Source organism: Pseudescherichia vulneris (assembly GCF_902164725.1).
In the GTDB taxonomy this organism is placed as follows: Bacteria; Pseudomonadota; Gammaproteobacteria; order Enterobacterales; family Enterobacteriaceae; genus Pseudescherichia; species Pseudescherichia vulneris.
Genome location: NZ_LR607338.1, coordinates 3606308 through 3631784 on the forward strand (window position 1 = coordinate 3606308; position 25477 = coordinate 3631784).

Genomic DNA, 25477 nt, shown 5'->3' on the forward strand with positions numbered 1-25477 from the left:
GGGTAGCCCGTTTTCACATTGCAGGCTTGATCATAAGGACAGAATAATGACAACCGAAGCCATGAAAATTACCCTGACGACTCAGCCCGCCGATGCGCGCTGGGGTGAAAAAGCAGCTTACAGTATTAACAGTGACGGCGTTGCGCTGCACCTTACCGGCGCAGACGATCTGGGCCTGATCCAGCGTGCGGCACGTAAAATCGACGGCATGGGCATCAAGCACGTCCAGCTGGCAGGCGAGGGCTGGGACGTCGATCGCAGCTGGGCATTCTGGCAGGGCTACAGAGGGCCGAAAGGCAGCCGCAAAATTGAGTGGGCTACGCTGGATGACGCCCAGCAGAAAGAGCTGGAGAGCCGCCGCAACATTATCGATTGGGTGCGCGATGCCATCAATGCCTCTCCCGAAGAGCTGGGGCCTGAGCAGCTGGCCCAGCGTGCGGTAGATCTGCTGAGCGGCGTGGGCGGAGAGAACATCTCCTACCGCATCACCAAAGGTGAAGATCTGCGCGAGCAGAACTACATGGGGATCTACACCGTTGGCCGTGGCTCCGAGCGGACGCCGGTACTGCTGGCGCTGGACTACAACCCCACCGGCGATAAAAACGCCCCGGTCTATGCCTGCCTGGTCGGCAAAGGCGTCACCTTTGACTCCGGCGGCTATAGCATCAAGCAGAGCGCTTTTATGGACTCCATGAAGTCCGATATGGGCGGCGCGGCCATGGTCACCGGCGCGTTGGCGTTTGCCATTACGCGCGGCTTGAACAAGCGCGTGAAGCTCTATCTCTGCTGCGCAGATAACCTGATTAGCGGTAACGCCTTCAAGCTTGGCGACATCATTCGCTATCGCAACGGCAAAACCGTTGAGATCATGAATACCGACGCCGAAGGCCGTCTGGTGCTGGCCGATGGCCTGATCGACGCGGTGAAGCAAAACCCAGAGCTGATTATCGACGCGGCAACGCTGACCGGCGCGGCAAAAACGGCCCTCGGCAACGACTACCACGCGCTGCTGAGCTTTGATGACACGCTGGCAAACCGCCTGCTGGCCAGCGCCAGCGCAGAGAACGAGCCGTTCTGGCGTCTGCCGCTGGCGGAGTTCCACCGCAGCCAGTTGCCGTCTAACTTTGCTGAACTGAACAACACCGCCAGCGCCGCCTTCCCGGCTGGAGCCAGCACCGCCGCCGGTTTCCTCTCCCACTTCGTTGAGAACTACCGCGAAGGCTGGCTGCATATCGACTGCTCTGCCACTTACCGTAAAGCGGCTGTGGATCAGTGGGCTGCTGGGGCAACCGGTCTGGGCGTGCGTACCATCGCCAACCTGTTAACAGCGGAATAATCATGTAAGCCGGGTAAGCGTAGCGCCACCCGGCGATTTACGAAGTTGTGAGTCTATGTCTGAAACGAAAAACGAATTAGAGACCCTGCTTGAGCAGGCGGCGACCGAGCCGGGTCACCGTCCTGCGTTCTTCCGCACGCTGATGGCCTCCACCGTCTGGGTTCCCGGCACGGCGGCAGAGGGCCAGACGGTGGTTGAAGATAGCGCCGTGGATATTCAGCACTGGGAGAAAGATGACGGCACCTCGGTGATCCCATTCTTTACCTCCCTTGAGGCCCTGCAGCAGGCGGTTGAGGATGAGCAGGCCTTCGTGGTGATGCCGGTGCGCACCCTGTTTGAGATGACTCTCGGCGAGACGCTGTTCCTCAACGCCAAGCTGTCGACGGGCAAAGAGTTTACGCCAAGTGAGATTAGCCACCTGGTGGGGAAAGAGGAGGGTAACCCCCTCAGCCAGCAGAAGGTCATAGAGGGCGGCAGCGCGCTGTTGCTCTCTGAGGTGGCCGAGCCGCCTGCGCAGATGGTTGACTCGTTGACGACGCTGTTTAAGACCATGAAAACGGTCAAGCGAGCGTTTCTCTGCTCTATCAAAGAGGAGGCTGATGCCCAGCCCAACTTGCTGATCGGCATTGAAGTTGAGGCCGACAGCGACATCGACGCGATTATCCAATCAGCCGGTAGCGTTGCCACCGACACGCTGCCGGGCGATGAGCCTGTCGATATTTGCCTGGTTGCCGAAGGCGAGAAGGGTATCAGCCACTTTATGCTGGCGCACATTACGCCCTTCTACGAGCGGCGCTGGGGCAGCTTCCTGCGCGACTTCAAGCAGCGTATTATCTAGTTTCTCTGACGGGGTGAGCGTTCACCCCGTCGCTTCCAGCAGCAGCAAATCCATCAGCAACACCAGGTTCGACTCGAACGAGGTTACCCCTGCGGCTTCGGCGGCAAAATGCACCGCCTCGTCATACAGCCCGAAATGAAGGTCCGCCATGCTCGCCAGGCTATTGGCCGAGGCGCGGGTAAAGGCCACGATGGTCATGCCAACGTTTTTCGCTATTCGCGCTTTATCCAGCACCTGCTCTGTCTCACCACTGCGGGAGACGGCAATAAACACCTCATAGCGGGCGGCGTTGCTGAGGAAAATATTGCGGCTGTCCCCCGGCCCGGAGATAAACGCCGTCTTGCCCAGCACCTGCAGCTTCTTGGTAAGATACTCCGCAAAGAGATAGGAGAAGCCCGCCCCGTAGAGAAAAAAGCTCTCTTTCTCGCGCAGCAGGCCGGCGAAAAAGCGGCGCTTCTCCTCTGTGGCCCAGCGAAAGGTCTGCTGATAGTTAGCGATGAACTGGTTAAACCGTAGCGAGAGATCGGCGGTTTCATCCGCCGGGACCGCGATGTGCGGCGTATCGGCAAGCAGCTGCTTGCAGTGCCAGATCAGCTCGCTGTAGCCGCTAAAGCCCAGCTTCTGACACAGGCGCATGATGGTAGCGGTAGAGACAAAGGTCTCCTGTGCCAGCTCGCGCACCGTGATATTGCCCACCAAAAGCGGGTGGGCGGTGAGATGGGCCAGCACACGATACTCCGCGCGGGTCAGCGACTCGCCGCGCGACAGCAGCGGCGCAAGGCGGTTGTCCATGCTCAGGAGGGTTCAACGGGCAGATCGTTCCGCGCGCCCCATTCACTCCATGAGCCGTCATAGAGCGTAACGCCGTCGACGCCCAACGTCGCCAGCGCCAGCGCCACCACAGCAGCGGTAACCCCGGAGCCACAGCTCACCACAATTGGCTTGTTGAGATCGACACCCTGACGGGCAAACACAGCGCTCAGCTCGTCGGTGGTTTTTAACTCGCCCTCAAACACCAGATCGCCCCACGGCACGTTCAGCGCGCCGGGAATATGCCCGCGTTTCAGCCCCGGACGCGGCTCATCCGCCTCGGCGTTAAAGCGCGGGGCAGGACGGGCATCCACCAGCTGGGCGGTTTTCTCGTGGCTGATCAGCAGCACGTCAGTGAGGCGCTTCACGCGGTCGGCGTCAAAGTGGGCCTCAAATTCAGCTTCGGGCAGCGTTACGTCACCCTGTTGGAGCGGCAGCTCGTCGCGCTGCCAGCCTGCCAGGCCACCCGCCAGGATAGACACCTGCTCTACGCCAAAGGTTTTCAGCATCCACCACGCTCGCGGCGCAGAGTAGAGGTTACCTTCATCGTAAATCACCAGATGCTTATCGCTGCTAATGCCTAGCTCACGCATGGCGACGGCAAACGCCTCTGGACGCGGCATCATATGGGGCAGGGGGGAGGTATGATCGGAGAGGGCCTCAATATCAAAAAAGACCGCGCCTGGAAGGTGTCCTGCGCGGTACTCGGCGCGCATATCACGGTGCTCCTGGCCAACCGGTGCCATGCGCGCATCAATAATCTGTACGTCAGGAGAGTCGCCGTGTTCAATCAGCCAGTCGGCAGCAACGAAGAATGAGGTAGTCATAGCAGGTGGGCCTCCTTTAATGTGTTGATTAAAGGATTGTCGGTGTTTTTTCTCACACCGACAAGTTTACCCTCTCAACGCCGCGAGCAGGCTTCAGAAATTTATACGGATTCTCCATCGTGCCAGGCTTTTTGCAGCTGTGGCCAATAGTCGCGGTTGGCCTCGATCATCTCGTCAAGGATCGCCTTTGCATGCTGCATCGTTGGCACGGTGCGGTTCAGCGTAAAGGCCTGGAGCGCTTTCTCATAGCTGCCTTCGATGGTCGCCTCCACCAGTAGTTGCTCTGAGGCCAGCTGCTGCATCAGCAGGGTCTGGTGGAACAGCGGCACCGCGCCCATCCGTACTGGCTCCGGCCCGTTGGCGGTAATGTAGGCCGGCACCTCGACCATGGCATCATAGGGTAGGTTAGCGATTGCTCCCTTGTTTTCGACGATCACCAGATGACGCTGGCGCAGGTCGAAGGCCAGCGAGCAGGCGACGTCGACGATAAACGCTCCGTGAACGCCAACGTGGAAGGCATCCGGCAGGATCCCGGTGCGTTGGTACTCTTCGGCGGCGGCAAACAGTTTCTTCTCGCGGCCGTTCATCACCTCGTTGGCGCGAGTCAGGTGCGGATCTTGATGCTCAACGATCTGGTTCGGCATCAGGTAATATTGCAAATAGGGGTTCGGCAGATAGTCCGGAAAGTGATCCATAATCGGCTTAATGTTGCGCCAGGTCTTCACCCAGGAGGGATCGGCGTGCTGCGGATCGGTCTTGGAGGCATCCTCCGTCAGCAGACCAAACTGCGCCACGTGACGACGCACCTCGGGCAGGCGGTCTTCCCCGTCCACCAGGATGCGGGTAAACCAGCCGAAGTGGTTCAGGCCAAAGTAGTCCACCTGTAATTTGTGACGATCGACCCCCAGGATGGCCCCGATGTTACGCATCGCCGCCACCGGCATATCGCAGATATTCAGCACCCGCGCGTTAGGACGCAGGCGACGTACCCCTTCAGCCACAATCGCCGCCGGGTTGGAGTAGTTCACGATCCACGCCTTTTTATCCGCGTACTGCTCTACCATGTCGATAAGCTCAACCATCGGCAGAATGGTGCGCAAGCCGTAGGCCAGGCCACCTGGCCCGCAGGTCTCCTGGCCTACTACGCCGTGACGTAGAGGGATCTTCTCATCCTGCTCGCGCATTTTGTACTGCCCGACGCGCATCTGGGCAAAGACAAAGTGTGCTCCGCTGAAGGCGGTTTCGGCATCGCTGGTAACGGTAAATTTAATCGTGTCGCTGTGGTCACGGATCACCTTCTCCACCACCGGGGCCAGCGTGCGCTGGCGTGCCTCATCGATATCATAGAGGCGTATTTCCGCCAGCGGGAAATCCTCCAGCCGCACCATCAGGCTTTTGACGATGCCCGGCGTATAGGTACTGCCGCCGCCGGCGATGGACAGAATAAATGGGGGGGTAAGCATGTGTGCCTCCTTCAGAGAAACGCCTCAACGGCCTCTCGCATTTTTTTGACGTGCAGCCCGTAGACCACCTGAACGTTATTGCCTTGTTTGATCACCCCCTTCGCGCCGGTGGCTTTCAGGCGTGGCTCGTCGATGATCGCCACGTCTTTCACCGTTACGCGCAGGCGGGTATAGCAGTTATCTACCACCTCAACGTTGTCGCGCCCGCCCAGCCCGGCGACAATGGCCTCGCCCAGGCCGTCGTTGCCACCTTTCGCCTGATACTCCTGCTTGCTGTAGAGGCGGGTCTCCTGATCTTCCTCCTCACGCCCCGGCGTCTTCATATCGAAGCGCAGGATCAGGAAGCGGAAGATGACAAAGTAGAGGGCGAACATAATCAGGCCGACCACGATATACATCGGCCAGTTGGATTTTTCGGTACCGAGTGGCAGGTTATAGATAATGAAATCAACAATGCCGTTTGCGCCGATGGCGTGAACCCCTAGCAGATAGAAGAGCATCATGCCGATGCCGGTCAGCACCGCGTGAACAACAAACAGCAGCGGGGCGACGAACAGGAATGAGAACTCAATCGGCTCGGTGACGCCTACCAGCAGAGAGGTAAGCGCTGCCGGGATCAGAATCGCTTTGGCCGCTGCTTTACGCTCGGGTTTAGCGGTCAGATACATCGCCAGCGCGGCGGCGGGCAGGCCAAACATTTTGCTGATGCCACGCGCATCCCATACCACGGTGCTGCTCAGCTGGTGCACCGAGGGGCAGGCCATCTCGGCAAAGTAGATATTGCGTGCGCCCTGGTAGGTCTGGCCGCAGACGTCCGCCGTGCCCCCCAGTTCGGTATAGAGGAATGGGGTATAAACCAGGTGATGCAGGCCGGTGGGAACCAGAATGCGCTCCAGAAAACCGTAAACCGCTACGCCAAACGGCCCTGCGCCCTTGATCGCCAGCGCGGCGGCGCTGATGCCCTGCTGAGCGAAAGGCCACAGCTCGCTCATGATCACGCCGAGCAGCATCGAGACCGGCAGCATAATGATCGCCACGAAGCAGTGACCGGAGTAGACCGCCATCGCGCCGGAGAACTGCACCCCGGAGTATTTGTTATAGAGGTAGCCTGAGAGCGCGCCAGTAAGGATCCCGGCAAAGACACCCATCTCCAGCACCTGAACGCCCAGCACCATGCTCTGACCGGCGGCTTTCATCTGATCCGCTGCCGCCAGCTCGCCCTGTAGGCTCAGGGTGACGTTCATGGCATTGATAAAGACGACGAAGGTGACCAGCCCGATTAGCGCCGCATAGCCCTTGTCGCGAGCTGCCAGACCCACAGGTATACCCACGGCGAAGACCAGCGCCAGGTTGACCAGCACCGACACGGCCGATTTTGCCATCAGCTGGCCGAGGCTTTGAATAAAGGGGTAGCCGAGGAAGGGCAGGTACTCCGCCACATTACCGTTGCCCAGCAAATTACCAAAGGCAATGAACAGGCCGACGATGGGTAAAATCAGCACCGGACCGTAAAGGGACTTACCAAAATTTTGTAGGGCATTAACGGCTCTTTTCATCGTCGTCTCTCATTATGAACCGCACACAGAGGTGCGATAACAGAGTAACGTTAGCAGCGTCAGGCGGTTTCATGCTAGCTATCTTCTTGTTTTAAAAACAAATGACGGCTAACGTAACATGTAACGTTATGAGCTGTGATCGACGTAACAGTTGGACCTGCCGTCAAGCAAAGATTGCGAGCCGCTTTCCAGAGTTTTCATTCTCTTTTGGCTAGTGCAAAAACTGGCGCATACTATGGCTGACTCTCGATCAACGGCAGGGATAAAGGAATGAAACCGTTACGTTTTACTGCGCTTGCGATGGCGCTGGTCGCCACCTCTTTTTTAGCGGGCTGTGATAACAGCGGCGCGCCACAGGCGGCGGTCACCAAAGCCGCGGATGCTGACCCAAAGCCGGTGGCTAAAGTCGACAGCGCCCAGCGGGAGAAGCTTGCTGCCCAGAGCGCAGGTAAAACCCTGTCCCTGCAGGATGCCTCAGAGGTGCAGCTTGATGGCGCAGCCACTCTGGTGCTGGCCTTCAATATCCCTCTCGATCCCGATCAGGACTTCTCCCAGACGGTGCACCTTGTCGATAAGAAGAGCGGCAAGCTGGACGGAGCGTGGGAGCTGGCACCCAACCTGAAAGAGCTGCGCTTCCGTCATCTGGAGCCGAACCGGGAGCTGATCGTCTCCGTTGATAGCGGGCTGGTGGCGCTGAACAAGGCGACCTTCAGCAGCAGTTTTGAAAAAACCATTACTACCCGCGACGTGGAGCCGAGCGTCGGCTTTGCCAGCCGGGGCTCGCTGCTGCCGGGCAAGGTAGTAGAGGGGTTGCCGGTGATGGCGCTCAACGTCAACAACGTCGACGTTAACTTCTACCGCGTGAAGCCCGAGTCGCTGACATCCTTTGTCAGCCAGTGGGAGTACCGCAACTCGCTGACTAACTGGGAGTCCGATACGCTGCTGAAGATGGCGGATCTGGTCTATACCGGGCGTTTCGATCTTAACCCGGCGCGCAATACCCGCGAGAAGCTGCTTCTGCCGCTGGCCGAGATCAAACCGCTGCAGCAGGCGGGGGTCTATATCGCCGTTATGAATCAGGCCGGGCACTACAGCTACAGCAATGCCGCCACGCTGTTTACCCTGAGCAATATCGGTCTGTCGGTGCATCGCTACCATAACCAGCTGGATGTCTTTACCCAGGGCCTGGAGAACGGCGCGGCGGGTGAGGGCGTTGAGGTCACCCTGCTCAATGAGAAAGGGCAGACCCTCGCCCAGGCCACCAGCGACGCCAAAGGCCATGCGGTGCTGAGCACCGACAAAGAGGCTGCCCTGCTGCTGGCGCGCAAGGATGGTGAAACCACGCTGCTCGATTTAACCCTGCCGGCGCTGGATCTGGCCGAGTTCGCCATTGCCGGAGAGCCAGGCTACAGCAAGCAGCTGTTTATGTTTGGTCCACGCGATCTCTATCGCCCTGGCGAAACGGTGATCCTCAACGCATTACTGCGCGACCGGGACGGCAAGCCGCTCCCTGCCCAGCCAGTGAAGCTGGAGGTGGTGAAGCCGGACGGCCAGGTGGTGCGCACCGTCGTAAGCCAGCCGCAGGAAGGGGGGCTCTACCAGTTTACCTACTCGCTGGATGCCGGTGCGCCAACCGGCATCTGGCACGTTCGCGCCAATACCGGGGATAACCAGAGCCCGCAGTGGCGCTTCCAGGTGGAAGACTTTATGCCGGAGCGCATGGCGCTTAACCTGACTGCGCAAAAAGCGCCGCTGGCGATGGCCGACAGCGTCAGCTTTGACGTCACGGGGCGTTATCTCTACGGCGCGCCCGCCAACGGCAACACGCTCCAGGGGCAGCTGTTCCTGCGTCCGCTGCGCGAGGCCGTTGCCGCGCTGCCGGGCTTCCAGTTCGGTAACATTGCCGAAGAGAATCTCTCCCGCAGCCTCGATGAGGTACAGGTCACTCTGGACGAGAAAGGCCACGGCGAGGTGACAACTGAAAGCCAGTGGCAGGAGGCTCATTCGCCGTTGCAGCTGATCCTCCAGGCGAGCCTGCTGGAGTCCGGCGGTCGTCCGGTGACCCGTCGTGCCGAGCAGGCCATCTGGCCCGCCGCCGCGCTGCCGGGCATTCGTCCACAGTTTGCGGCTAAATCCGTCTACGACTACCGCACCGATACCACCGTTGACCGGCCTACGGTTGACGAGAACGGCCAGGCCGGGTTTGACATTGTCTATGTTGATGCCAACGGCGTGAAAAAAGCGGTCAACGATCTGCAGGTGCGGCTGATCCGTGAGCGTCGCGACTACTACTGGAACTGGTCCGAGAGCGACGGCTGGCAGTCCCAGTTCGATCAAAAGGATCTGGTGGAGGGCGAGCAGTCTCTCAACCTGGCGGCGGATGAGACCGGCAAGGTCAGCTTCCCGGTGGAGTGGGGCTCCTACCGCCTTGAGGTGAAAGCGCCAGATGAAACCGTCAGCAGCGTGCGCTTCTGGGCAGGCTACAGCTGGCAGGATAACAACGAGGGGGCGGATGCCGCGCGTCCTGACCGCGTCACCCTGAAGCTCGACAAGCCCGCCTATCAGCCGGGCGATACCATCCGGCTGCATATTGCTGCTCCCGCTGCCGGTAAGGGGTATGCGATGGTGGAGTCCAGCGATGGTCCGCTGTGGTGGCAGGAGATCGACGTTCCGGCTGAGGGGCTGAATCTGGCGATTCCGGTGGATAAAGCCTGGCAGCGCCACGATCTCTACCTCAGCACGCTGGTAGTACGTCCCGGCGATAAGTCCCGCGCCGCCACGCCGAAGCGTGCGGTTGGCCTGCTGCATCTGCCGCTTGGCGATGAGGGCCGACGTCTGGCGATAAGCCTCGACGGTCCGCAGAAGATGCGACCTGACCAACCGCTGACCGTTAAGGTTAAGGCCAGCGTGAGCGCAGGCGAAATGCCGAAAAAGGTGAACGTGTTGCTCTCGGCGGTCGACAGCGGCGTGCTTAATATTACCGACTACGTCACGCCGGATCCGTGGAAATCCTTCTTTGGTCAGAAGCGCTACGGGGCCGATATTTATGATATCTACGGCCAGGTGATTGAAGGCCAGGGCCGGGCGGCAACGCTGCGCTTTGGTGGCGATGGCGACGAGCTGAATCGGGGCGGTAAGCCACCGGTTAACCACGTCAATATCATCGCCCAGCAGGCGCAGCCGGTGAAGCTGGATGAGCTCGGGGAAGGCACGGTGACCCTGCCGATCGGTGATTTCAACGGCGAACTGCGGGTGATGGCCCAGGCATGGAGCGAGGATGAGTTTGGCAGCGCTGAAAGCAAAGTGGTGGTCGCCGCGCCGCTGATTGCTGAGCTAAATACACCGCGCTTCCTTGCCAGCGGAGACAGCACTCGGCTGGCGCTGGATATCACTAACCTGACCGACAGCCCGCAGACGCTGAACGTGGCGCTTACCGCCAGCGGCCTCGTGGAGCTGCAAAGCCAGCAGCCCGCCCCGGTGAGCCTCGCGCCTCAGGCGCGGACCACCATTTTCATACCCATCGCTGCCAAAGAGGGCTTTGGTGATGGCGAAATCAGTGCCCAGATTAGCGGCCTGACGCTGCCTAACGAAACCTTCGCTCCGCAGCACAAGCAGTGGAAGATTGGCGTGCGTCCCGCCTGGCCTGCACAGACGGTCAACACCGGGACAATGCTGGCTCCGGGCCAGAGCTGGACTGCGCCCGCCGATCTGCTGGCAGGGTTTGCCCCTGCCACGCTGCAAGGTCAGCTGCTGCTGAGCGGCAAACCGCCGCTGAACCTGGCGCGCTATATTCGCGAGCTGAAGGCCTATCCCTACGGCTGCCTGGAGCAGACCGCCAGCGGTCTCTTCCCGTCGCTCTATACCAACGCCGCACAGCTTAAGGCGTTGGGCATTGCCGGTGACAGCGATGAGAAGCGCCGTGCCGCAGTAGAGACGGGTATCTCACGTCTGCTGCAGATGCAGCGCGACGACGGCGGCTTTGCGCTCTGGGATAAAGGCGGGCCGGAAGAGTACTGGCTCACCGCCTACGTTACTGACTTCCTGGTGCGTGCCGGTCAGCAGGGCTATAGCGTGCCCGCCGAGGCGCTGACCCAGGCCAACAATCGCCTCCTGCGCTATCTGCAGGATCCGGGCATGATGGCGATCCGCTACAGCGACGACGGTCAGGCAAGTAAGTTTGCCGTGCAGGCCTACGCCGGGCTAGTGCTCGCCCAGCAGCAGAAAGCCCCCCTGGGCGCGCTGCGTGAGATCTGGCAGCACCATGAGCAGGCGGCATCAGGGCTGCCTCTGGTGCAGGTGGGCATTGCTCTGAAGCTGATGGGCGACGGTGAGCGAGGCGATCAGGCCGTGGCGCTGGGGTTAAAAACGCCGCGTCAGGATGATACCCGCTGGTTGGCGGACTACGGCAGCGCCATTCGGGATAACGCCCTGATGCTCTCTCTGTTGCAGGAGAATAACCTGCTGCCAAATGAACAAAACCGCCTGCTGCACACGCTCTCCGCACAGGCATTTGGTCAGCGCTGGCTCTCGACCCAGGAGAGCAACGCGCTCTTCCTGGCGGGCAGAACCCTGGCGGCAAGTCCAGGTAACTGGCAGGCCCAGACTTCACTCGCAGGGGAGGCGCTGAGCGGCGACCGTGCCCGGACGCTGCCGCTAGCGGCGGATACGCTCGCGGCGCTGCAGGTAACCAACACTGGCAGCGCGCCGCTCTGGCTGCGTCTCGATACCAGCGGCTATGCGCAGTATGCGCCAGCGCCGTCATCGAACGTCTTGCACATTGAGCGGCAGATCCTCGGCACCGACGGCAAGAGCAAATCGCTGTCGGCGCTGAAGAGCGGCGAGCTGGTGCTGGTCTGGCTGGAGGTGAAGGCCAGCCAGAGCGTGCCGGATGCGCTGGTGGTTGATCTACTGCCTGCCGGGCTGGAGCTGGAGAACCAGAACCTGGCCAGCAGCAGCGCCAGCCTGCAGGAGAGCGCCAGCGAGGTGCAGAACCTGCTTAACCAGATGCAGCAGGCGGATATCCAGCATATGGAGTTCCGTGACGATCGCTTTGTGGCAGCGGTAGCGGTAAACGAGGGTCAGCCGGTGACGCTGGTTTATCTGGCCCGCGCCGTTACGCCGGGAAGCTATCAGGTCCCGATGCCGCAGGTCGAGTCGATGTACGTACCCCAGTGGCGGGCAACGGGCGCAGCAAGCGGCCCGCTGATTGTCCGGCCATAGCGTGAAACGTGGTCGTATAGGGCGCTCCCGCTGGCTGTTGCTGCCGGGGGCGCTGGTTGCTCTGCTTATTGCGCTGCTGCTTGCGGATCGGATCTGGCCTCTGCCTCTCGCCGAGGTCAATCCGGCGCGGGTGGTGGTGGCTGAAGACGGCACGCCGCTGTGGCGCTTTGCTGACGCCGACGGCATCTGGCGCTATCCGGTGACCATTGAAGAGGTGTCGCCGCGCTATTTGCAGGCGCTGATCCACTATGAGGACCGCTGGTTCTGGTCACATCCTGGGGTCAACCCGCTGGCGATTGCCCGCGCCGCCTGGCAGGATCTGCGCTCGGCCCGGGTGGTCTCCGGCGGCAGCACCCTCACCATGCAGGTTGCCCGACTGCTCGATCCCCATCCACGCACTTTCGGCGGCAAGGTGCGCCAGCTGTGGCGCGCGATGCAGCTGGAGTGGCATCTCTCCAAGCGTGAAATTCTGACCCTCTATCTTAATCGCGCGCCCTTCGGCGGCACCTTGCAGGGCGTCGGCGCGGCTAGCTGGGCCTACCTCGGTAAGTCTCCGGCGCAGCTGAGCTATGCCGAGGCCGCGCTGCTGGCGGTGCTGCCTCAGGCACCAAGTCGTCTGCGCCCGGATCGCTGGCCCGAGCGGGCGCAGGCGGCACGGGATAAGGTGCTGGAGCGCATGGCATCGCAGCAGGTCTGGTCGGCGCAGCAGGTGCGAGAGTCCCGCCAGGAGCCAGTCTGGCTTGCCCCTCGGCAGATGCCGCAGCTGGCCCCGCTCTTTGCCCGACGGGTAGCGGGCAAAGATAAGCAGAGCAAAATTGTCACTACTCTGGACGCCTCTCTGCAACGTCAGCTGGAGGCGCTGGCCCTTAACGTTAAACCGCAGCTGCCACCGCGCAGCTCGCTGGCGATGATCGTTGTCGATCACACCACCATGAAGGTGCGCGGCTGGGTTGGCTCCGTGGATATCAACGACGATACTCGCTTCAGCCATGTAGATATGGTCACCGCCATCCGATCCCCGGGATCGGTGCTCAAACCTTTCGTCTATGGTCTGGCGATGGACGAGGGGCTGATCCATCCGGCGTCGCTCTTACAGGACGTACCCCGGCTGGCGGAGGATTACCGCCCCGGCAACTTTGACAGCGGCTTTCACGGTCCGGTTAGCATGAGCGAGGCCCTGGTCCGCTCGCTTAACCTGCCAGCGGTGCAGGTGCTGGAGGCCTATGGCCCGAAGCGGTTCGCCGCCCGCCTGCGCAACGCCGGGCTGCCGCTGACCCTGCCCGCCGGCGCCGAGCCGAACCTGTCGCTGATCCTCGGCGGGGCAGGGGCGACGCTGGCTGACATCACCGCCGCCTACAGCGCCTTTGCTCGCCACGGCAAGGCTGGATTTTTACGCCTGCAGCCGGACGATCCGCTGGTAGAGCGACCGCTGATGTCGCCGGGGGCGGCATGGATAATTCGCCGCATCCTCGCCTCCCAGGCGCAGCCGCTTCCCGATGCCGATCTCGGCCAGGTGGTTCCTCTGGCGTGGAAAACCGGCACCAGCTATGGCTATCGTGATGCGTGGGCGGTGGGTATCAATGCCCGCTACGTGATTGGCATCTGGACGGGACGGCCCGACGGTACGCCGGTCGCCGGGCAGTTTGGCTTTGCCAGCGCCGTGCCGCTGCTCAACCAGGTTAACAATCTGCTGCAGGCCCGCTCGGCGCTGGACGTCGCCCGCCAGCCGCGCGATCCGCGTCCTGAGTCAGTGAGCCGGGGCGTCATCTGCTGGCCCGGCGGTCAGAGCTTGCCAGCCGGGGACAGCAACTGCCGTCGTCGTCTCGCGACATGGCTGCTGGACAAGAGCGAACCGCCCACGCTTTTACTGCCGCAGCAGGAGGGGATCCGTGGGATCCGCTTCCCGGTCTGGCTCAATGCGCAGGGCCAGCGCGTGGCGGCGGACTGCCCGGAGGCCCGGCAACAGACCCTGGTGGTGTGGCCTCTGCCGCTGGAGCCGTGGCTACCTGCCAGCGAGCGCCGCACCGCACGCCTGCCTGCGCCTTCCGTTAGCTGCCCGCCGCTTCAGCAGGAGTATCCGCCCCCGCTGCTGCTTACCGGCGTGAGAGAGGGCGCGGTAGTAAAACGGCTTCCTGGCGAAGCGTATGTCTCCCTGCCGCTCCAGGCAACGGGCGGGGAAGGGGAGCGCTGGTGGTTTATCAACGGTGAGCCGCTGGACAGTCATGGGCGAGCGTTAAGTCTGCGTCTTGAGAAGCGAGGGGAGTATCAGCTGGTGGTGATGGACGGGGTAGGGCAGACCGCGACGGTGCTTTTTCGGGTGCTGTAGCGCCAGTTTGCGACTGGCTGTTGCTAAAACTCATCTTATTTTAAAAAAATGTTATCTTCATCCATAGGCAAGGGTGACGTTGCTCTCTATAATTCGCGCCGGGTCATACGCGTGTATGCACGACAACAAAACACATAACAGAGGTTATCATGGCAATTGAACGTACTTTTTCCATCATCAAGCCGAACGCGGTGGCAAAAAACGTTATTGGCAGCATCTTTTCTCGCTTTGAATCCGCAGGGTTCAAAATCGTTGGTACCAAAATGCTGCATCTGACCGTTGAGCAGGCTCGTGGCTTCTACGCTGAGCACGAAGGTCGCCCTTTCTTTGATGGTCTGGTTGAGTTCATGACCTCTGGCCCGATCGTGGTATCCGTGCTGGAAGGCGAAAACGCCGTACAGCGTCACCGCGATCTGCTGGGCGCTACCAACCCGGACAACGCGCTGGCCGGTACCCTGCGTGCCGACTACGCTGACAGCTTCACCGAGAACGGCACCCACGGCTCTGACTCCGTTGAGTCTGCTACCCGTGAAATCGCCTTCTTCTTCGGCGAAAATGAAGTGTGTGCCCGCACCCGTTAATTATTTCGCTAATGCCGCCGACAGACGTGGCATTGGTGCGGTAGAATTTGTACAATGCAGCGCCCCGGATGAGCAGCCGCTTACCGGGGCGCTTCTTTTTTCAACCCTCCAGGGGCCACAACGTGTAACAACGAGGCCGGAATCTATTATGTCAGAACAAACTGTTACGCCTGAAATCGTCGTGTCGACGGTTCCCAACAAAGACGCCAAAATCAACCTGCTGGATCTCAACCGTCAGCAGATGCGCGAATTTTTCAAAAACCTGGGCGAAAAGCCGTTCCGCGCCGATCAGGTGATGAAGTGGATGTACCACTACTGCAGCGATAACTTTGATGATATGACCGATATCAACAAGGTGCTGCGTAATAAGCTCAAAGAGGTTGCGGAGATCCGCGCTCCGGAAGTTGTGGAAGAGCAGCGCTCTACCGACGGCACCATTAAATGGGCGATCGCGGTGGGCGACCAGCGCGTTGAGACGGTCTACATCCCGGAAGAAGATCGCGCCACGCTGTGCGTCTCTTCCCAGGTCGGCTGCGCCCTGGAGTGTAAATTCTGCTCCACCGCCCAGCAGGGCTTTAACCGTAACCTGCGGGTGTCGGAGATTATCGGCCAGGTGTGGCGCGCGGCGAAAATCGTTGGCGCAGCTAAAGTCACCGGCACGCGTCCGATCACCAACGTGGTGATGATGGGCATGGGCGAGCCGCTGCTCAACCTGAACAACGTCGTTCCGGCGATGGAGATCATGCTGGATGATTTCGGCTTTGGCCTCTCCAAGCGTCGCGTAACGCTGTCGACCTCTGGCGTCGTGCCAGCCCTCGACAAGCTGGGCGACATGATTGACGTGGCGCTGGCTATTTCGCTCCACGCGCCGACGGACGAAATCCGTGACGAAATTGTACCGATTAACAAAAAGTACAATATCGAAACCTTCCTCGACGCCGTACGCCGTTACATTAGCAAATCAAATGCTAACCAGGGCCGCGTCACCATCGAGTACGTTATGCTGGATCACGTTAACGACGGAACCGAGCATGCGCACCAGCTGGCGGAAGTGCTGAAGGACACCCCATGCAAGATCAACCTGATCCCATGGAACCCGTTCCCCGGCGCGCCGTATGGCCGTAGCTCAAACAGCCGTATCGATCGCTTCTCTAAGGTGTTGATGGAGTATGGGTTTACCACTATCGTGCGTAAAACTCGCGGTGATGATATCGACGCTGCCTGCGGTCAGCTGGCGGGTGAGGTGATCGACCGTACCAAGCGCACCTTGCGCAAGCGTATGCAGGGCGAGACAATTTCGGTTAAGGCCGTTTAATTATGCTTTCTGCACGGTCCCGAACCGGGATCGTGCAGCATAATCGCGTGGCGTAAGTAACCTAAATATACAGTTTCGATAAATAATTACGGTGCGTTTCCGTCGTGTTTAAGGCAGTATGTAACGATGGAACAACAGTTTAGCCCTTGAGGTAAAAGCTGTTCTGTTATCCCCGGCCTGACAGCCTTATACTGTCGGTCTAAGGTTAACTGACCCAGAAGTTTCGCGGTGCGGGTGGGCATTGTGACTTACCGGCACCTGATTTTACATCTCACGTACCAGCAGCTGTAGCGAATGAATACTGAAGCCACTCAAGACCTAAATGCAACACAAACCACTGGCGTTCGTCTGCGCAACGCCCGTGAACAACTTGGGCTAAGCCAACAAGCGGTCGCTGAACGCCTGTGCCTCAAGGTTTCCACCGTTCGCGATATCGAAGAAGACAAAGCGCCTGCCGAATTGGCTTCCACCTTCCTGCGGGGCTATATCCGCTCCTATGCACGCCTCGTGCACATCCCGGAAGAAGAGCTGCTGCCGATGATGGAGAAACAGGCTCCGGTCAGAGCGGCTAAAGTCGCCCCGATGCAGTCTTTCTCTCTTGGTAAACGCCGCAAGAAGCGCGATGGCTGGCTGTCGAGCATCACCTGGCTGATTGTCTTTGTCGTGGTTGGCCTGACTGGCGCATGGTGGTGGCAGAACCACAAAGCCCAGCAGGAAGAGATCAGCACCATGGCCGATCAATCCTCTGCTGAACTGAACGCCAACAACAACGAAACGCAAAGCGTCCCCCTGAATACCGACCCAACCGAGCCTGCTGACGCGCAGACCACCGGTACTGCACCTGCTGACGTGGCGACCCAGACGCCGCCAGCGGCTGCTAGCACCGCGCCAGCACAGACCACCGCGCAAAACACCGTGGTCTCTCCGTCTCAGGCTAACGTTGACTCGGTGACTGCCCCTGCGGCTACCACTGCACCTGCGGCAACCGCGGCGGCAAATAGCACACCGGGCGCAGCGCCGCTGCCAACCGATCAGGCGGGCGTAACCAACACCGCCGATGCCAACGCGTTGGCCATGACCTTTACCGCCGACTGCTGGCTGGAAGTGACCGATGCTAACGGCAAGAAGCTGTTCAGCGGCATCCAGCGCAGCGGTGCAAACCTGAACCTGGCCGGTCAGACCCCTTATAAATTAAAAATTGGCGCACCGTCAGCCGTGCAGATCCAGTTCCAGGGCAAGCCCGTCGATCTGAGCCGCTTTATCAGAAGTAACCAGGTTGCGCGCCTGACCCTCAATGCCGAACAATCAGCAGCTCAGTAACTGACGGGCAACGCGGGAGAGTTTTCATGCATAACCAGGCCCCTATTCAGCGTAGAAAATCGAAACGCATCTACGTGGGGAATGTACCTATCGGCGATGGTGCCCCTATCGCCGTTCAGTCAATGACCAATACGCGTACCACGGATGTGGAAGCGACGGTTAATCAAATCAAAGCCCTGGAGCGCGTGGGCGCGGATATCGTCCGTGTTTCCGTGCCGACCATGGACGCGGCGGAAGCCTTTAAGCTCATCAAACAGCAGGTCAGCGTTCCGCTGGTTGCGGATATTCACTTTGACTACCGTATTGCGCTGAAGGTGGCGGAGTACGGCGTCGACTGCCTGCGCATCAACCCAGGCAACATCGGCAACGAAGAGCGTATTCGTACCGTTGTGGACTGCGCGCGTGACAAAAATATTCCGATCCGTATCGGCGTTAACGCCGGATCGCTGGAGAAGGATCTGCAGGAGAAGTATGGTGAGCCGACGCCGCAGGCGCTGCTGGAATCCGCCATGCGTCATGTGGATCATCTGGATCGTCTCAACTTCGATCAGTTCAAGGTGAGCGTTAAAGCCTCCGACGTCTTCCTGGCCGTTGAGTCCTACCGCCTGCTGGCGAAGCAGATCGATCAGCCGCTGCATCTTGGGATCACCGAAGCCGGTGGCGCACGTGCGGGCGCGGTGAAATCTGCCATCGGCCTTGGGCTGCTGCTCTCAGAAGGGATCGGCGACACGCTGCGTATCTCGCTGGCGGCGGATCCGGTTGAAGAGATCAAGGTGGGCTTCGATATCCTCAAGTCCCTGCGCATCCGCGCTCGTGGTATTAACTTTATCGCCTGTCCAACCTGCTCCCGTCAGGAGTTTGACGTTATCGGCACGGTTAACGCCCTTGAGCAGCGCCTGGAAGATATCATCACCCCGATGGACGTCTCGATCATCGGCTGCGTGGTGAACGGCCCGGGCGAAGCGCTGGTCTCTACCCTCGGCGTCACCGGCGGCAACAAGAAAAGCGGCCTCTATGAAGACGGCGTGCGTAAGGATCGGCTGGACAACGGCGACATGATCGCCCAGCTGGAAGCGCGCATCCGTGCCAAGGCCTCCATGCTTGATGAAGCTCGCCGCATTGACGTTCAGCAGCTGGAAAAATAACGTCGCTGGGAAGCGGCTGGCTTCCCGTGTATGATTGAACCCGCAGGGCCCGCACGTTCGGGTTTGCCCTGAGGGTTCATTTTTATATTTATAAAGAGAATAAACGTGGCAAAGAATATTCAAGCCATTCGCGGCATGAACGATTACCTGCCAGGCGACACCGCCATCTGGCAGCGCATTGAAGGCACACTTAAGAACGTGCTCGGCAGCTACGGTTACAGTGAAATCCGCTTGCCGATTGTAGAGCAGACCCCGTTATTCAAACGCGCTATCGGTGAAGTTACCGACGTGGTTGAAAAAGAGATGTATACCTTTGACGACCGCAACGGCGATAGCCTGACGCTGCGTCCGGAAGGTACGGCGGGCTGCGTACGCGCCGGCATCGAACATGGTCTCCTGTACAATCAGGAGCAGCGTCTGTGGTACGTTGGGCCGATGTTCCGCTACGAGCGTCCGCAGAAAGGGCGCTATCGCCAGTTCCATCAGCTGGGCTGCGAGGTCTTTGGCCTGCAGGGCCCGGACATCGACGCCGAGCTGATCCTGCTCACCGCCCGCTGGTGGCGTGCGCTGGGCATCGCCGATCACGTCAGCCTGGAGCTGAACTCTATCGGCTCGCTGGAGGCGCGTGCTAACTACCGCGATGCGCTGGTAGCGTTCCTTGAGCAGCATAAAGATAAGCTCGACGAAGACTGCAAGCGCCGCATGTACAGCAACCCGCTGCGCGTGCTGGACTCTAAAAACCCGGACGTGCAGGCGCTGTTAAACGATGCGCCAGCGCTGGGCGACTATCTGGACGACGACTCTCGCGAACACTTTGCCGGTCTGTGCAAACTGTTGGACGCGGCTGGCATCGCTTATACCGTTAATCAGCGTCTGGTACGCGGCCTCGACTACTACAACCGCACCGTTTTTGAGTGGGTCACCAGCAGCCTCGGCTCGCAGGGTACCGTCTGCGCAGGCGGCCGCTACGACGGCCTGGTAGAACAGCTCGGCGGGCGTGCGACCCCAGCGGTAGGTTTTGCGATGGGCCTGGAGCGACTTGTTTTGTTAGTTCAGGCAGTTAATCCGGAATTTAATGCCGATCCGGTTGTCGATATATACCTGGTCGCATCAGGTACGGATACCCAGGCCGCTGCACTGCAGCTGGCTGAGCGTGTCCGCGATGCGGTGCCAGAGGTGAAATTGATGACCAACCACGGCGGCGGCAACTTTAAGAAACAGTTTGCCCGTGCCGATAAGTGGGGCGCTCGCGTCGCGCTGGTGCTGGGTGAGTCAGAAGTGGCTGACGGCAACGTGGTGGTAAAAGATTTACGCTCTGGTGAGCAGACTACCGTAGCGCAGGATAGCGTTGCCGCGCATGTGCGCACACTACTGGGTTAATCTCCCCGGGGAATTATCGTTTAGGAGAAGGACTGCGTGGAAATCTACGAGAACGAACACGACCAGGTTGATGCGATTAAACGCTTCTTTGCCGAGAATGGCAAAGCGCTGGCCGTTGGGGTTATTTTAGGCGTGGGCGCGCTGGTAGGCTGGCGCTACTGGACAAGCCATCAGGATGATTCCGTGCGTGAATCCTCCTATGCCTATGAAAATGCCATCTCGGCGCTGCGGGCAGATAAGCCAGAGACGCTGGCGGCCGCAGAGAAGTTTGCGGCTGATACGAAAAACACTTACGGTGCCTTTGCCTCCCTTGAGCTGGCCCAGCAGTTTGTAGAAAGCAACCAGCTGGATAAAGCGGCAGCGCAGCTGCAACAGGGCCTGGCCGCCGCCAGTGATGAGAACCTCAAGGCGGTGATCAATCTGCGCCTGGCGCGCGTTCAGGTACAGCTGAAACAGGCTGACGCGGCGCTGAAAACCCTGGAGTCAATCAAGGGTGAAGGCTGGACGGCCATCGTAGCCGATCTGCGTGGTGAAGCCCTGCTTAGCAAGGGCGATAAGCAAGGTGCGCGCAGCGCGTGGGAAGCAGGCGCGAAAAGCGACGCTTCTCCAGCGCTGAGTGAAATGTTGCAGATGAAAATCAATAATTTGTCCATCTGAGAGGGACCCGATGCAATTGCGTAAATTACTTCTGCCAGGGCTGCTGTCGGTCACCTTGCTAAGCGGCTGTTCTCTGTTTAACGGCGAAGAGGACGTTGTCAAAATGTCTCCGCTGCCGACGGTAGAGAACCAATTTGACCCGTCCACCGCGTGGAGCACCTCTGTCGGCGACGGTATTGGCGACTTCTATTCCAACCTGCACCCGGCGTTTGCCGACAGCGTAGTGTACGCTGCCGATCGTCATGGGACGGTGAAAGCCCTCAATGCCGATGATGGCAAAGAGGTGTGGTCTATTAGCCTGGCCGAGAAGAGCGGCTGGTTCTCAACCCGTCCGGCGCTGCTCTCTGGCGGCCTGACGGTAGCAGGCGGTCACGTCTACGTCGGTAGTGAAAAGGCGCAGGTCTATGCCCTGAACACCAACGATGGCTCGCAGGCCTGGCAGACTACCGCCGCCGGGGAAGTGCTTTCCCGTCCGGTCGTGAGCGATGGCCTGGTGCTGATCCATACCAGCAACGGCCAGCTGCAGGCGCTGAACGAGAGCGATGGCGCAGTGAAGTGGACCGTTAACCTTGATATGCCAGCCCTGTCGCTGCGCGGTGAATCCGCCCCGGCTCCGGCCTTTGGTGCGGCGATTGTCGGCGGCGATAACGGTCGCGTCAGCGCGGTGATGCTGAAAGAGGGCCAGATGATCTGGCAGCAGCGTATCTCCCAGGCCACCGGCGCAACGGAGATCGATCGTCTGAGCGACGTCGATACGACGCCGGTTGTGGTAAACGGCGTGGTCTATACGCTGGCCTACAACGGTAACCTGACCGCGCTGGATCTGCGCAGCGGCCAGATTATGTGGAAACGCGAGCTGGGCTCGGTGAACGATTTCATCGTTGACGGCAACCGCATCTACCTGGTAGACCAGAACGATCGCGTGCTGGCCCTGACGACTGACGGCGGCGTCACGCTCTGGACACAAAGCGATCTGCTGCATCGCAACCTGACCTCGCCGGCGTTGTATAATGGATCTATCGTGGTCGGTGATAGCGAAGGCTATATGCACTGGATCAACCCGGAAGACGGACGTTTCGTGGCGCAGCAGAAAGTTGACAGCTCTGGTCTGCTGACCGAACCGGTTGTCGCTGATGGTAAGCTGCTGATCCAGGCGAAAGACGGTACGCTCTACGCGATTACGCGTTAATTACGGCGGTCGTTAGCATTGAAAAACGGCTCCTGTTTCAGGGGCCGTTTTACTGTTTTTAATTTTTACTGATTTACCAGCGGCGCGAATCGGCGACGTTGACAATGATTTTTTGAATGAGGCTTTAAACATGATTCCTGTGGTCGCGCTTGTCGGACGCCCGAACGTTGGCAAATCCACCCTTTTTAACCGCTTAACGCGTACTCGTGATGCGCTGGTAGCGGACTTCCCGGGGCTGACGCGCGACCGTAAATACGGTCGGGCTGAGGTCGAGGGTCGCGAGTTTATCTGTATCGATACCGGCGGTATTGACGGTACGGAAGACGGCGTTGAAACCCGTATGGCCGAGCAGTCTCTGCTGGCGATTGAAGAGGCGGACGTGGTGCTGTTTATGGTGGATGCCCGTGCAGGCCTGATGCCTGCCGATGAGGCCATTGCCAAGCACCTGCGCTCGCGTGAAAAACCGACCTTCCTGGTCGCCAACAAAACCGACGGCCTCGATCCCGATCAGGCTGTTCTGGACTTCTACTCCCTCGGCCTGGGCGAAATCCACCCGATCGCCGCCTCCCATGGACGTGGCGTGACCAGCCTGCTGGAGCACGTGCTGGTGCCGTGGATGCAGGAAGTCGATCCGCGTGAAGAGGAAGAGGTGGACGAAGATGCGGCCTACTGGGCGCAGTTCGAAGCCGAGCAGAACGGTGAAGAGGTTGAAGAGCCGGAAGATGACTTCAATCCGCTGGATCTGCCGATCAAGCTGGCCATCGTTGGCCGTCCTAACGTCGGTAAATCAACCCTGACCAACCGCATCCTCGGCGAGGATCGCGTGGTGGTATACGATATGCCGGGCACCACTCGCGACAGCATCTATATCCCGATGCAGCGCGACGAGCGTGAATATGTGCTGATCGATACCGCAGGCGTGCGTAAGCGCGGCAAGATCACCGATACCGTAGAGAAGTTCTCGGTAATCAAAACTCTGCAGGCGATTGAAGACGCCAACGTGGTCATGCTGGTGATCGACGCCCGGGAAGGCATCTCCGATCAGGATCTCTCCCTGCTGGGCTTTATCCTTAACAGCGGTCGCTCGCTGGTGATCGTCGTCAACAAGTGGGACGGCCTGAGCAATGAAGTGAGAGAGCAGGTTAAAGAGACCCTCGATTTCCGTCTGGGCTTTATCGACTTTGCCCGCGTGCACTTTATCTCTGCCCTGCACGGCAGCGGCGTGGGTAACCTGTTTGAATCCGTACGCGAAGCCTATGACAGCTCCACTCGTCGCCAGAGCACCGCGATGCTGACCCGCATCATGACCATGGCTGCGGAAGATCACCAGCCGCCGCTGGTGCGTGGTCGCCGCGTGAAGCTGAAATACGCTCACGCCGGGGGGTACAACCCGCCAATCGTGGTGATCCACGGCAACCAGGTGAAAGACCTGCCGGACTCCTACAAGCGCTACCTGATGAACTACTTCCGCAAATCGCTGGACGTTATGGGTACGCCGATCCGTATCCAGTTCAAAGAGGGTGATAACCCGTTCGCTAACAAGCGCAATACCCTGACCCCGAACCAGATGCGTAAGCGTAAGCGTCTGATCAAGCATATTAAGAAAGGCAAGTAACCCCTGCCGATCTCGTTAAGACCCGCGCCTGTCGCGGGTTTTTTTTATCTGTTGGGAGCGTAAGTTTTCCTGCGCTGTGTCAAACACTATTCGTTCTCAGCCAACTTAAAATCTAAGAAAGTAGACAAACGTCGAGTTTTCATCTTAAAGTCCCAGGGTTGGTACTAGACAAAACTAGCGCCAGATTATCAAATGGTTATATAACTCTTCGCCGCATATAAAAAAATCGGTCAGATACGAAACTGATCGGCGTATATCGCGGCGTTTACCTGCACAACGACATACCTTTCGGGAGAAATATGCAATCCTCTGTTAATCACCAAGAGAGCCGAACGTTCTTCGGCCATCCTTATCCGCTCGGCTCGCTGTTCTTCACCGAGATGTGGGAGCGTTTCTCGTTCTACGGCATCCGGCCGCTGCTGATCCTGTTTATGGCGGCCACCGTGTATGACGGCGGGATGGGGCTGGCGCGGGAGAACGCCTCCGCCATTGTCGGCATCTTTGCCGGTACCATGTATCTTGCCGCACTGCCGGGTGGCTGGCTGGCGGATAACTGGCTCGGCCAGCAGCGTGCGGTCTGGTACGGCTCGATCCTGATTGCCCTCGGCCACCTGTCGATTGCACTCTCTGCCTTTATGGGCGACAACCTGTTCTTTATCGGCCTGATGTTCATCGTGCTCGGCTCTGGTCTGTTCAAGACCTGTATCTCGGTCATGGTCGGCACCCTGTACAAAAAAGGCGATGCGCGTCGCGACGGCGGTTTCTCGCTGTTCTACATGGGCATCAATATGGGCTCCTTCATTGCGCCGCTGATCTCCGGCTGGCTGATTAAAAGCCACGGCTGGCACTGGGGCTTTGGTATCGGCGGCATCGGGATGCTGGTGGCGCTGATTATCTTCCGCGTGTTTGCCGTTCCGGCCATGAAACGCTACGACAGCGAAGTGGGCCTGGACTCCACCTGGAACAGCCCGGTAGTGAAGCGAAATGGCGTGGGCATGTGGCTGCTGGCGCTGGCGGTCGGCGTAGCGATTATCGTAACGCTGATCGCGCAGGGTGTGATTGTCATCAACCCGGTCGCGGTCGCCAGCGTGCTGGTATACGTGATTGCGGCGTCGGTGGCGCTCTACTTCATCTACCTGTTTATCTTTGCTAGCCTGAACCGTAAAGAGCGCGCCCGACTGCTGGTCTGCTTTATCCTGCTGGTCTCCGCGGCGTTCTTCTGGTCTGCGTTTGAGCAGAAGCCAACCTCGTTTAACCTGTTCGCCAATGACTACACGAACCGTATGATCGGGGGTTTTGAAATCCCTGCCGTGTGGTTCCAGTCAATCAATGCCCTGTTCATTATTCTGCTGGCCCCGGTATTCAGCTGGGCGTGGCCGAAGCTGGCGAGCATGAACATTCGTCCGAGCAGTATCACCAAGTTCGTGATCGGGATTCTCTTTGCGGCGGCAGGCTTTGGCCTGATGATGCTGGCGGCACAGAACGTGCTGAACAGCGGCGGGGCAGGGGTATCGCCCTTCTGGCTGGTTGGCAGCATCCTGATGCTGACGCTTGGCGAGCTGTGCTTGAGCCCAATTGGTCTGGCGACCATGACGCTGTTGGCCCCGGAAAGAATGCGCGGTCAGATGATGGGGCTGTGGTTCTGCGCGAGCGCGCTGGGTAACCTGGCGGCAGGCCTGATTGGCGGTCACGTGAAGGCTGACCAGCTTGATATGCTGCCGGATCTCTTTGCACGCTGCTCCGTAGCTCTCTTGATCTGCGCCGCCGTGCTGATCGTTCTTATTGTTCCGGTTCGCCGCATGCTGGCAAACGCCCAGGCTAAACCGGCCGTTAACGCCGGATAACACCTCAACGTTACCGGGACAGAGGTTATGCCCCGGTAACGTCATATCGCATATC

Annotated in this window: 17 protein-coding genes; 13 read left to right on the forward strand and 4 right to left on the reverse strand. The window is 59.5% G+C overall.

Translation table 11 applies throughout. The features are described 5' to 3' along the window. Positions 1–46 precede the first annotated feature (46 nt). A complete protein-coding gene (gene pepB / locus FN633_RS14965; RefSeq protein WP_154058246.1) occupies positions 47–1336 on the forward strand; it encodes an aminopeptidase PepB in 1290 nt (429 codons plus the stop codon). A gap of 55 nt (positions 1337–1391) precedes the next feature. Further along, the gene (gene sseB, locus FN633_RS14970; protein WP_154058247.1) at positions 1392–2174 is read left to right on the forward strand and encodes an enhanced serine sensitivity protein SseB; all 783 of its coding nucleotides are present in this window, start codon (positions 1392–1394) and stop codon (positions 2172–2174) included. A gap of 21 nt (positions 2175–2195) precedes the next feature. Here the strand turns inward: sseB and FN633_RS14975 are convergent, their stop codons facing one another. The 4 genes from FN633_RS14975 to FN633_RS14990 form a co-directional block, all read right to left on the reverse strand. Continuing rightward, positions 2196–2966: a MurR/RpiR family transcriptional regulator gene (locus FN633_RS14975; RefSeq protein WP_154058248.1), complete on the reverse strand. Its 771-nt coding sequence runs from the start codon at positions 2964–2966 to the stop codon at positions 2196–2198. 2 nt (positions 2967–2968) lie between these two features. Continuing rightward, positions 2969–3811, reverse strand: a complete 843-nt coding sequence (gene sseA / locus FN633_RS14980; protein WP_154058249.1) for a 3-mercaptopyruvate sulfurtransferase — start codon at positions 3809–3811, stop codon at positions 2969–2971. Positions 3812–3912: 101 nt separating this feature from the next. Then, a complete protein-coding gene (locus FN633_RS14985; protein ID WP_154058250.1) occupies positions 3913–5274 on the reverse strand; it encodes a 6-phospho-alpha-glucosidase in 1362 nt (453 codons plus the stop codon). Positions 5275–5285: 11 nt separating this feature from the next. Continuing rightward, a complete protein-coding gene (locus tag FN633_RS14990) occupies positions 5286–6830 on the reverse strand; it encodes a PTS transporter subunit EIIC (RefSeq protein WP_154058251.1) in 1545 nt (514 codons plus the stop codon). 270 nt (positions 6831–7100) lie between these two features. Between FN633_RS14990 and FN633_RS14995 the strand changes: the two genes are divergently transcribed. The 11 genes from FN633_RS14995 (at position 7101) to FN633_RS15045 (ending at position 25422) form a co-directional block, all read left to right on the forward strand. Beyond that, the gene (locus FN633_RS14995; RefSeq protein ID WP_154058252.1) at positions 7101–12050 is read left to right on the forward strand and encodes an alpha-2-macroglobulin family protein; all 4950 of its coding nucleotides are present in this window, start codon (positions 7101–7103) and stop codon (positions 12048–12050) included. A 1-nt stretch (position 12051) separates the two neighbouring features. Then, on the forward strand, positions 12052–14376 hold the full coding sequence (gene pbpC / locus FN633_RS15000; RefSeq protein ID WP_154058253.1) for a peptidoglycan glycosyltransferase PbpC: 2325 nt from the start codon (positions 12052–12054) through the stop codon (positions 14374–14376). 149 nt (positions 14377–14525) lie between these two features. Then, positions 14526–14957: a nucleoside-diphosphate kinase gene (ndk, locus tag FN633_RS15005; RefSeq protein WP_042389074.1), complete on the forward strand. Its 432-nt coding sequence runs from the start codon at positions 14526–14528 to the stop codon at positions 14955–14957. A 148-nt stretch (positions 14958–15105) separates the two neighbouring features. After that, entirely contained in the window at positions 15106–16272 is a 1167-nt protein-coding gene (gene rlmN / locus FN633_RS15010) for a dual-specificity RNA methyltransferase RlmN (protein ID WP_042389077.1), read from the forward strand. Positions 16273–16566: 294 nt separating this feature from the next. Beyond that, positions 16567–17592 carry a cytoskeleton protein RodZ gene (gene rodZ / locus FN633_RS15015; protein ID WP_154058254.1) on the forward strand — a complete coding sequence of 342 codons (1026 nt, stop codon included), beginning with the start codon at positions 16567–16569 and terminating at the stop codon, positions 17590–17592. 26 nt (positions 17593–17618) lie between these two features. Next, positions 17619–18737 carry a flavodoxin-dependent (E)-4-hydroxy-3-methylbut-2-enyl-diphosphate synthase gene (ispG, locus tag FN633_RS15020; RefSeq protein WP_042389083.1) on the forward strand — a complete coding sequence of 373 codons (1119 nt, stop codon included), beginning with the start codon at positions 17619–17621 and terminating at the stop codon, positions 18735–18737. A 105-nt stretch (positions 18738–18842) separates the two neighbouring features. Next, entirely contained in the window at positions 18843–20117 is a 1275-nt protein-coding gene (gene hisS / locus FN633_RS15025) for a histidine--tRNA ligase (protein ID WP_042389086.1), read from the forward strand. Positions 20118–20153: 36 nt separating this feature from the next. Continuing rightward, complete coding sequence (locus tag FN633_RS15030; RefSeq protein ID WP_154058255.1) at positions 20154–20774, forward strand: YfgM family protein; 621 nt, start codon at positions 20154–20156, stop codon at positions 20772–20774. A 10-nt stretch (positions 20775–20784) separates the two neighbouring features. After that, positions 20785–21963, forward strand: coding sequence for an outer membrane protein assembly factor BamB (bamB, locus tag FN633_RS15035; RefSeq protein WP_154058256.1), 1179 nt, complete (start codon positions 20785–20787; stop codon positions 21961–21963). Between the two features lie 130 nt (positions 21964–22093). Beyond that, a complete protein-coding gene (gene der / locus FN633_RS15040; RefSeq protein ID WP_042389094.1) occupies positions 22094–23578 on the forward strand; it encodes a ribosome biogenesis GTPase Der in 1485 nt (494 codons plus the stop codon). A gap of 299 nt (positions 23579–23877) precedes the next feature. Beyond that, positions 23878–25422: a peptide MFS transporter gene (locus FN633_RS15045; protein WP_154058257.1), complete on the forward strand. Its 1545-nt coding sequence runs from the start codon at positions 23878–23880 to the stop codon at positions 25420–25422. The last annotated feature ends 55 nt before the right edge of the window (positions 25423–25477 follow it).

What these genes read in the sequence shown, in the direction of transcription:
- FN633_RS14995 (WP_154058252.1), top strand. Translation starts at nt 7,101, where the DNA reads ATGAAACCGTTACGTTTTACTGCGCTTGCGATGGCGCTGGTCGCCACC.
- der (WP_042389094.1), top strand. Translation starts at nt 22,094, where the DNA reads ATGATTCCTGTGGTCGCGCTTGTCGGACGCCCGAACGTTGGCAAATCC.
- sseA (WP_154058249.1), bottom strand. Translation starts at nt 3,811, where the DNA reads ATGACTACCTCATTCTTCGTTGCTGCCGACTGGCTGATTGAACACGGC.
- FN633_RS14985 (WP_154058250.1), bottom strand. Translation starts at nt 5,274, where the DNA reads ATGCTTACCCCCCCATTTATTCTGTCCATCGCCGGCGGCGGCAGTACC.
- rodZ (WP_154058254.1), top strand. Translation starts at nt 16,567, where the DNA reads ATGAATACTGAAGCCACTCAAGACCTAAATGCAACACAAACCACTGGC.
- sseB (WP_154058247.1), top strand. Translation starts at nt 1,392, where the DNA reads ATGTCTGAAACGAAAAACGAATTAGAGACCCTGCTTGAGCAGGCGGCG.
- rlmN (WP_042389077.1), top strand. Translation starts at nt 15,106, where the DNA reads ATGTCAGAACAAACTGTTACGCCTGAAATCGTCGTGTCGACGGTTCCC.
- bamB (WP_154058256.1), top strand. Translation starts at nt 20,785, where the DNA reads ATGCAATTGCGTAAATTACTTCTGCCAGGGCTGCTGTCGGTCACCTTG.
- FN633_RS15045 (WP_154058257.1), top strand. Translation starts at nt 23,878, where the DNA reads ATGCAATCCTCTGTTAATCACCAAGAGAGCCGAACGTTCTTCGGCCAT.
- FN633_RS14975 (WP_154058248.1), bottom strand. Translation starts at nt 2,966, where the DNA reads ATGGACAACCGCCTTGCGCCGCTGCTGTCGCGCGGCGAGTCGCTGACC.
- pepB (WP_154058246.1), top strand. Translation starts at nt 47, where the DNA reads ATGACAACCGAAGCCATGAAAATTACCCTGACGACTCAGCCCGCCGAT.
- FN633_RS14990 (WP_154058251.1), bottom strand. Translation starts at nt 6,830, where the DNA reads ATGAAAAGAGCCGTTAATGCCCTACAAAATTTTGGTAAGTCCCTTTAC.
- ndk (WP_042389074.1), top strand. Translation starts at nt 14,526, where the DNA reads ATGGCAATTGAACGTACTTTTTCCATCATCAAGCCGAACGCGGTGGCA.
- ispG (WP_042389083.1), top strand. Translation starts at nt 17,619, where the DNA reads ATGCATAACCAGGCCCCTATTCAGCGTAGAAAATCGAAACGCATCTAC.